The sequence below is a fragment of the Zymomonas sp. genome (assembly GCF_020216885.1).
Taxonomy (GTDB): Bacteria; Pseudomonadota; Alphaproteobacteria; order Sphingomonadales; family Sphingomonadaceae; genus Zymomonas.
On record NZ_JAIWON010000138.1, the window covers coordinates 1 to 8933 of the forward strand.

Annotated in this window: 8 protein-coding genes and 1 tRNA gene; 4 read left to right on the forward strand and 5 right to left on the reverse strand. The window is 47.6% G+C overall.

Translation table 11 applies throughout. The features are described from left to right. Window positions 1-841, forward strand: an 841-nt coding sequence (locus LDL18_RS07730) for a sigma-54 dependent transcriptional regulator (protein ID WP_296508406.1), incomplete at its 5' end; no start/stop codon positions are given. 96 nt (window positions 842-937) lie between these two features. Here LDL18_RS07730 and LDL18_RS07735 read toward each other — a convergent pair. Continuing rightward, window positions 938-1159 carry a hypothetical protein gene (locus LDL18_RS07735; RefSeq protein WP_296508418.1) on the reverse strand — a complete coding sequence of 74 codons (222 nt, stop codon included), beginning with the start codon at window positions 1157-1159 and terminating at the stop codon, window positions 938-940. Here LDL18_RS07735 and LDL18_RS07740 point away from each other — a divergent pair. Continuing rightward, window positions 1074-1607, forward strand: a complete 534-nt coding sequence (locus tag LDL18_RS07740; RefSeq protein WP_296508414.1) for a LysE family translocator — start codon at window positions 1074-1076, stop codon at window positions 1605-1607. The genes LDL18_RS07735 and LDL18_RS07740 overlap by 86 nt on opposite strands. Window positions 1608-1700: 93 nt before the next feature. Here LDL18_RS07740 and LDL18_RS07745 read toward each other — a convergent pair. Next, window positions 1701-1787 (reverse strand) — tRNA-Leu (locus LDL18_RS07745). A gap of 295 nt (window positions 1788-2082) precedes the next feature. On the opposite strand from LDL18_RS07745, the gene LDL18_RS07750 reads away from it, so the two are divergent. Together LDL18_RS07750 and LDL18_RS07755 are read left to right on the forward strand one after the other, a co-directional pair. Continuing rightward, a complete protein-coding gene (locus LDL18_RS07750) occupies window positions 2083-2385 on the forward strand; it encodes an integration host factor subunit alpha (RefSeq protein WP_296508407.1) in 303 nt (100 codons plus the stop codon). Between the two features lies 1 nt (window position 2386). Next, entirely contained in the window at window positions 2387-2863 is a 477-nt protein-coding gene (locus LDL18_RS07755; protein WP_365974959.1) for a MerR family transcriptional regulator, read from the forward strand. 262 nt (window positions 2864-3125) lie between these two features. On the opposite strand, the gene LDL18_RS07760 is transcribed toward LDL18_RS07755, so the two are convergent. The 3 genes from LDL18_RS07760 to LDL18_RS07770 form a co-directional block, all read right to left on the reverse strand. Further along, complete coding sequence (locus tag LDL18_RS07760) at window positions 3126-3797, reverse strand: glutathione S-transferase family protein (protein WP_014848292.1); 672 nt, start codon at window positions 3795-3797, stop codon at window positions 3126-3128. A 79-nt stretch (window positions 3798-3876) separates the two neighbouring features. Further along, complete coding sequence (gene gltB / locus LDL18_RS07765; protein ID WP_296508410.1) at window positions 3877-8472, reverse strand: glutamate synthase large subunit; 4596 nt, start codon at window positions 8470-8472, stop codon at window positions 3877-3879. Between the two features lie 101 nt (window positions 8473-8573). Continuing rightward, window positions 8574-8933 (reverse strand): FAD-dependent oxidoreductase (locus tag LDL18_RS07770; protein ID WP_296508412.1); only part of this gene is annotated, 360 nt, incomplete at its 5' end.

Sequence of the window (8933 nt, forward strand, 5' to 3'; positions counted from 1 at the left end):
CTTTATTGTCGTTTCGGCGGCATGGATGGAACCAGAACGGGTCGAAGAAGAATTATTTGGCGTAGAAGATAGTCAAGGTGTGGTTCGCCCCGGCTTATTGGAAAAAGCCCATGGGGGAACACTGTTCCTTGATGAAATCGCGGATATGCCCATTCCGACACAGGCTAAAATTCTGCGGGTGCTGACCGATCAGAGCTTTATGCGGGTTGGCGGCGAAAGAATGGTCAAGGTCGATGTTCGTGTTGTCTCCGCTACGGCACGAGATTTGGCGCGCGAAATTGCCGAAGGTCGTTTCCGCGAAGATTTATATTATCGCCTGAATGTCGTTCCGGTGCATTTGCCCGCTTTGGCTGATCGCCGCGAAGATATTCCGGTGCTTATCGACTATTTTGTGGCGCATTACGCGACAGAACGGCGCGTCGCTACACCACAGGTATCAGAAGAAGCGCTGGCCGCCTTACAGGCTTATGATTGGCCGGGTAACGTCAGACAGCTTCGTAATGTGGTTGAGCGGACGATTATTCTAGCACCGGGCGATCGTTTAAGCCGGATTGATGTCGATATGCTCCCTTCCGAAGTGCTGGGCGATCAAAACAGCCTGACTGCAGACGGGCAATCGACCCGCTCGATTATCGGTACCCCATTAAGGGAAGCGCGCGAAACCTTTGAACGGGAATATCTGCGGGTGCAAATTCGCCGTTTTTCTGGCAATATCTCTCGAACAGCTTCTTTTATTGGTATGGAACGCTCGGCATTACACCGTAAGTTAAAAAGCCTTGGTCTTGCTGAACCACGTAACGCCAATCCGGCGACCAATAATAATGAAGGTAGTGAAAGCTAGTCTTTCGATAATTCCTAATTTTGTCACAAGCCCTTGCCTAAAAAACAAGGGCTTTTTTCTATTTATTCCACTCTCTCAATAGTCATAAAGTGATTTTTATTCATTATAAATTTTAAAAGGATCCGCCATGAATTGGCATAGCTGGTTAGTATTCTGTGGCATGGTTTTTATGATTTGCTCCATACCGGGGCCCAATATGCTACATGTTCTGACCTCAGTCGCCCGTCGGGGTATTTTCCAAAGCATCCCTACCATGCTCGGTTGTCTTGGCGCCGTGATAATAGCGTTAATCGCTTCGGCCGCGGGGCTTGGAGCCACTCTTATGGCTTTTCCTAATTTTTTCCGCCTCTTGCGGATATGCGGCGCATTTTATCTTCTTTGGCTTGGTATTCAAGCTTGGCGCAATGCCCGCCTAAAACACACACAAGAGCAACCCATAGCTGGGAAAGAGCCTTTTCAGGCTCATTCCCCGTTTACTCAATGGAAAAACGGATTTTTAGTTGGAATAAGCAATCCTAAATTATTGGTTTTTGCAACTGCCTTTTTTCCGCAATTTATCGTGCCAACAGAACCCCATCTCTTACAATTCATTATTTTGATTGCATCATTTAGTATATGCGAAATGTTCTGGTATTCGATTTATGCTGTGGGTGGTCGCTCATTAACACACCAGCTGGAACGCCCTTCTGTTAGGCGGATATTCGACCAGATAACAGGCGGTATCTTTATTATGTTTGGTGCATTTCTGTTATGGGAACGGCAATAAGCCAAAAGGCACGGTTATTTATCGTGCCAAAGAGTATGTTTTCAATTTTTAAGGGGGAGGGCGCTTCTTTTTGAAAGAAGCGTTTTTAAAAATTGGTGCGGTCGAGAAGACTCGAACTTCCACGGCCTTTCGGCCACAACGACCTCAACGTTGCGCGTCTACCAGTTCCGCCACGACCGCACTCTATGTAAGCCACTTCAGAGCATTTGCTCTTCCATGTTGGTAGGAGCACGCCTTTAGCAGGGCTTTTCAAAGCTTGCAACCATTTTACGCTATTTATCTCTATTTTTTGTGTTTTTTTATCTTTTTGCCCCTAATTGGAGCGAAATCAGGTCTCATTTCCAAAGCTGACCAGATTTTTTTGCTAGGCTATTGAAAACGCAAATAATTAGAATCACCTACTTGCGTTGATAGCTGAAGAGAGGATATTCTCTTCAGGAATAAACGCTATGATAACCGCACAAACGGACAGAGCATGCAAGCTGATATCCCAACTTTGACCCGCGCTGATATTACCGACATGCTTTACCATGAAGTAGGTTTGTCGCGGGCAGACTCCGCCAAGATGATCGAACAAATGCTTGGCCATATTACAGATGCCCTGAAAAAAGGTGAAAATGTCAAAATATCGGGTTTTGGCAGTTTTATCCTCAGGGATAAAAATGAACGTGTTGGCCGTAATCCCAAAACAGGGGTCGAGGTTCCTATCGCACCAAGGCGGGTTTTGACTTTCCGTGCTAGCCAGTTGATGCGCCAGCGGATTATCAAGGGAGCCTGACTTGTCTGATCGCGATGCCCGTCCTGTTAACGAGGATATCAAGCTAGAAAAGCCTGAAAGAAAAGCGCATCGCCGTCACACTGGTATTTCTCTTTCTCCCCGTCATAAAAGCCATAACAAAAGTGATCAGGCTTTATTGACGATCAGCGAATTGGCACGTGAATTGGGGGTCGGCTCTCATATATTACGTTATTGGGAAAGTCATTTTCCTGATTTACGACCTTTGCAACGCGCTGGTAACCGTCGTTATTATCGTCCTGATGATGTCGCTTTGGCACGCCGTATCAATCATCTTTTGAATAGTGAAGGTTATACAGTTAAAGGCGCGGTTAAATATCTTTCTTCCGAAGGGCAGAAGGATAATAAAAACGCTTCAGAGGCAGAGGAAAGCCTTATCAAGCCCGAAATATGCCAACAATGGCAAACAGAATTACGTTTAATCAGCAATATGCTCTCAGAGGCTCTAACGACGGAATAATTTTTTCGGATAGCTGGCCTCTAATCGACCTATTTTAAGAGAAGGATAATAACGTTTTAAGAGAAGGATAATAACGGCGGCTATCACGCTCAAATATATAGGATATTTATTTGTTCTTAGCTATTAGACTGCTTGGCAGATAGATGCCGTTTTTCTTAACCGAAACCCGTCACTAACCTCTTTTGGAATCACAAAATCAGTAGAGTAACAGGGTTTCAAGCCTATCCTTTCACAAAAGAAAGGTAGGCTTGCGTCATAATAATTAGAAATCTGGCTGGTCGTAATGATCTGGAGGCAAAATAACCTCCATTCTCTCCGCTAAAATAGGTTGGAAAGAAGGGCGGGACTTCATTGCCGCATACCATTCGCGACTATTTTCGTGACCGCGCCAATCAACGCCACCAAGATAATCGGAAACCGAAATTTGTGCCGCCGCCGCAAAATCGGCCAAACTTAAAACAGGCCCAGCCAACCAGCGACGGTGATCCAATAACCAATCAATATAATCGAGATGGCTATTGGCGTTTTTCATCGCACTACGCAAAATTGCGGCATCGGGTGCCTGACGATGAACCAGCCTCTTCAGCATACGCTCATTCATTAAAGGCGCGGTGACTTCAAAATAAAGTTTGTTATCAAAGAGAGAAACCAAACGCCTTATTTCAGCCCTATGCACGGCTGTTCCGCTGATAAGCGGCATCCGATCGACTGTTTCTTCCAGAAACTCACAGATAACCTGTGAATCCACCAGAATAACAGGCGCAGAACTATCTACCATAACCGGCGTTTGACCGGCTGGATTCATATCGACGAATTCATCTCTTTTTAGCCATGGGGATTCACGGATCAACTCATAGCCGATCCCTTTTTCACCAAGGAGAAAACGCACCTTTCGGGAAAAAGGGCAAAGAGGAAACTGATAAAGCTGCCACATTAGGGGAACTATAGATAAATACTTTAAGAAAGAAAAGCGGCCAATAAGGCCGCTTTGTCTTTCACTTTGGCTGGAATAATTAGAAGGCGCCTTCCTGCTCTTTTAATTCAGGCTTTCCAGCCTTTCCTTTTTCCTTTTGATCCTCCGTATTTTTTTTATCATCCAACGAATATTCCAGCCGTCCCAACATTTCTTTCGGGCAAATCTGCCAGAATTTCCGAGACCATAAATCCCATTCATCCAGTATCCGATGCGCCCAAGGACTATCCGTTTTAACCGCATGATCGGCAATCATCGAGCGAAGGACAGTTTCCCAATGCGAAGAAGCCAATCTCTGCCAAATGATATTATCCGGATTGGCATGACGTTCGAAACTATTATCTTCATCCAAAACAAAAGCCATGCCACCGGTCATACCGGCGCCGAAATTCGGCCCTACAGAACCTAAAATAACAGCCAGACCACCGGTCATATATTCGCAACCATTGGCGCCACATCCTTCGATAACGGTCTCCGCACCAGAATTGCGAACAGCAAATCTTTCACCCGCCCGACCGGCTGCAAAAAGTTTACCGGCTGTTGCGCCATAGAGAACGGTGTTACCAATAATGGTGTTGGTATGGCCATCAATCGGTGAAGAAACCGTCGGTCTAACAATAATGGTCGCCCCTGAAAGGCCTTTCCCAACATAGTCATTGGCATCACCAAAGACTTCCAAAGTCAGGCCTTTAACGCTGAATGCGCCCAAAGATTGACCGGCAGAGCCCCGTAAACGCACATGAACATGACCATCAGCCAAGCTATCCATACCAAAATTACGGGTAATTTCGGCAGAGAAACGCGTCCCGATAGCGCGTTGCGTATTGCGGACAGAATAGGTGAGCTGGGTCTTTTCCCGACGAGTGAAGACGGCTTGTGCATCCTGCAACATCTGGGCATCAAGGCTATCTGGAACCGGATTTCGGAAACCGTCAATCTGGAAGTAACGCGCTTCGGTATTGGCATCCACCTTGGCCAGAACCGGATTAAGGTCAAGATCGTCCAAATGGTCGGCGCCACGATTGACCTGACTAAGAAGATCGGTCTGACCGATAATCTCTTTCAAGGAACGCACGCCCAGCTTGGCCAAAATTTCGCGGACTTCTTCGGCGATGAAGGTCATCAAATTGATAACCCGTTCCGGCGTTCCAATAAATTTCTGCCGCATGGCTTTATCCTGCGTGCAGATACCAACAGGACATTTATTGGAATGGCATTGCCGCACCATCAAACAACCCATCGCAATCAAGGATAAGGTACCAATACCAAATTCTTCAGCACCCAGAATAGCGGCAATCACGATATCACGTCCGGTTTTCAAACCACCATCGGTTCTTAACTTCACGCGATGCCGCAAACCATTCAAGGTCAGAACCTGATTGGCTTCTGACAGCCCCATTTCCCATGGCGTTCCGGCATATTTAATCGAGGTGAGGGGGGATGCACCCGTCCCGCCGACATTACCAGAAATCATGATAGAATCGGCATGTGCCTTAGCAACACCCGCCGCAATCGTTCCAATGCCTGCTGACGACACCAATTTTACACCGACGCGAGCGTTAGGATTGATCTGCTTTAAATCATAGATCAACTGCGCAAGGTCTTCGATAGAATAGATATCATGATGGGGTGGCGGTGAAATCAGGGTGACACCGGGGGTCGAATGCCGCAATTTGGCAATCATATCCGTCACTTTAAAGCCTGGAAGCTGGCCACCTTCACCGGGTTTTGCCCCTTGAGCAACCTTGATCTCGATTTCCTCACAGGCTCCGAGATAGGCCGCCGTCACCCCGAAACGTCCAGATGCCACCTGCTTGATTGGGGAATTGGCATTGTCGCCATTTTCATAAGGATGAAAACGTTCTGGTGCCTCACCACCTTCACCGGAAACCGATTTAGCACCAATACGGTTCATCGCGATTGCCAGCGTTTCATGCGCCTCTGGTGACAATGCCCCCAAAGACATCCCAGGCGTAATAAAACGGCGACGGATTTCAGTGATCGGTTCGACTTCTTCAATCGGAATTGGCTGTTTTGACCAATTAAACCCTAGTAAATCACGCAAGTAAACCGGTGGTAATTGATGCACTTCCTTCGAAAATTCAAGATAGGTCGTGTAGCTATCGCTGGAGACCGCCTTTTGCAATTTGCGCATCAATTCTGCGGTATAGGCATGGCTGTCGCCGCTGGCACGTTGACGATAAAAACCACCAACATCCAAAGCCTTTTTGTTGGCCGCAAAAGCATTCTGATGCCGTAGCAATGCTGATCGCTGCAAAGAGGCGTAACCTTCACCGGAAATCTTGGCGGTCATACCAGGGAATAAATCATTGACCAATGCGCGAGATAAACCGACAGCTTCAAAATTATAGGCACCGCGATAGCTTGAAACAACAGCAATACCCATCTTTGCCATGATCTTCAGCAAACCATTGCAGATAGCATGGTGATGATTATCAAGGCATTGCTCAAGCGTCATCGTGCCAAACAGCCCTTGGCTGTGACGATAGGCAATTGCAGATTCTGCGAGATAGGCGTTGACCGTTGTTGCCCCGACACCAATCAAAACGGCAACATAATGCGGATCAATACATTCGGATGCTCGAACATTGATCGACGCATAAGAACGCAAGCCTTTCCGTATCAAATGAGTATGAACGGCGGCCGTTGCCAATATCATGGCGACAGCAACACGGTCAGAACCAATATGCTCGTCAGTCAAGAATAACTCGCTATGCCCTGAACGGACAGCATTTTCAGCCTGTGTCCGTAAATTGCTGATAGCATGACGCAGCGCATCGGCTCCATCATCCGGCGAGAAGGTGCAATCGATTTCAACCGCCTGTTCACCGAAATGGTCTTTCAACTGGCACCATTCCGAAGTTTTTAAATAAGGCGTATCGAGCGTTAGAATCTGCTTTTGTTTATTTTCGCTATCGAGAATATTGCCGAGATTACCAAAACGCGTCGTCAGAGCCATAACTTGCGTTTCGCGCAAGGAATCGATTGGCGGATTGGTTACCTGACTGAAATTCTGGCGGAAAAACTGGCTGGTCAGACGTGGCTTTTCGGTCAGGACAGCAAGAGGCGTATCATCCCCCATGGAGCCCATGGCTTCTTTTCCGGTTTCAGCCTGTGGAGACAGGACAAGATCCATATCTTCCAAGGTTAAACCCGCCGAAACCTGCCGCTTAATCAACTCGTCCCGATCATAAGGAATAACCGGATCATAGCTTTTCAGATCAAGGTCACTCAGCTTTTTGAAGTCTTTAATCCATTCGCCATAAGGACGTTCACTGGCAATCAGATCTTTTAACGGGCGATCTTCATAAAAACGGCCTTCATCCAAATTGACCGCAATCATTTGACCGGGGCCCAATTGTCCTTTGGCAATGACATTATTTTCCGGCACAACAACCATGCCGGATTCAGAACCAACGATTAGAAGGTTGTCCTTGGTGCGCACCGTGCGAAGGGGACGAAGCGCATTACGGTCAACACCGGCAACTGCCCATGAACCATCGGTAATCGCAAGAGCGGCGGGGCCATCCCAAGGCTCCATCACTGAAGCCAGATAGCTATACATATCCCGATGTGCTTTTGGCATATCAGGGTTATGCTGCCATGCTTCGGGGATCAGCATCAATTTGGCAGCAGGCGCATGCCGTCCCGCACGACAAATGGTTTCAAATACCGCATCCAAGGCCGCCGTATCCGAAGCGCCCGCCGGAATAAGGGGTTTAATATCTTCGGAATGCTCACCAAAGGCGAGGCTAGCCATTTTGATTTCATGGCTTTTCATCCAGTTACGGTTACCGCGAATGGTATTGATTTCACCATTATGCGCTAACATTCGGAAAGGTTGAGCTAACCACCATTGCGGGAAGGTATTGGTTGAATAACGCTGATGGAAAACAGCAACACGGCTGACAAAGCGTTCATCCTGAAGATCGGGATAAAAGATTGACAGGGCTTCGGCCAAAAACAGCCCTTTATAAACGATCGAGCGACAAGACAGCGAGCAGATATAAAAATCGTTGATTTGAGCCGCAATTACCTTCTTTTCGATACGGCGGCGGATCAGATAGAGATTCTTTTCAAATTCAGCAGCACTCATTTCGTCAGGATGGGGGCCTGCGATCATGATCTGCTCGATTTCAGGGCGCGTCCGCATTGCCTTTTCGCCGATAACTGAGATATCGACCGGAACCTGCCGCCATCCATAGATCCGATAACCGAAATCAATAATTTCAGATTCGACGATCGTGCGGCAAGTCTCTTGTGCCGAAAGATCGGTTCTCGGCAAAAAAACCATACCTACTGCCAACCGGTTTGGAAGTGGCGCATGTCCGGCATGGGCAATGGCATCATCGAAAAAGCTGGCAGGTAAATCGACATGGATACCAGCACCATCACCAGTCTTTCCATCAGCATCGACAGCCCCACGATGCCAGACAGCCTTCAAAGCATCAATCGCCGCCGTGACCACCCGACGAGAAGCCTTGCCGTCGGTGGCAGCAACCAAGCCGACACCGCAAGCATCGGTTTCAAATTCGGGGCGATACATGCCTTCTTTAGCGAGGCGTTCGCGCTCGGCAAAGACATCAAAAGAATCGGCAGAAGATTTTATGCTCATGGCTTACTTTTCCCAAGCGACTTAACCTGCCGCTTATTAAAGTTCATTTATATCTTAAGGCTTGATTGCGGCGCTTCAAAAGATTCAAAACGCCCCAAAAATCAGGCAAAAACAGCTTTCTTTTTGGCCTTGGTCGCTGCGTCCTGCTTGTCATGCTGGCGGTTTGATAGCCATTGATGAATCTGTTCGCTTGCGACCAGACCGTCACGAATAGCCCAAACCACAAGGCTAGCACCGCGGACAATATCACCAGCGGCAAAGATTCCTTCGATACTGGTCTGTAATGTGACCGGATCAGCCTCTACCGTTCCCCAAGGCGTAACCGACAATTCAGGTGCATTGAAAAGTGTTGGCAAGTCTTCTGGTGAAAAACCCAAAGCACAAATGACAAGATCAGCATCCATGTCAAAGAGACGTGCGGGATCAGGTTCAGGGGAACGTCGGCCAGAACCATCTGGCGC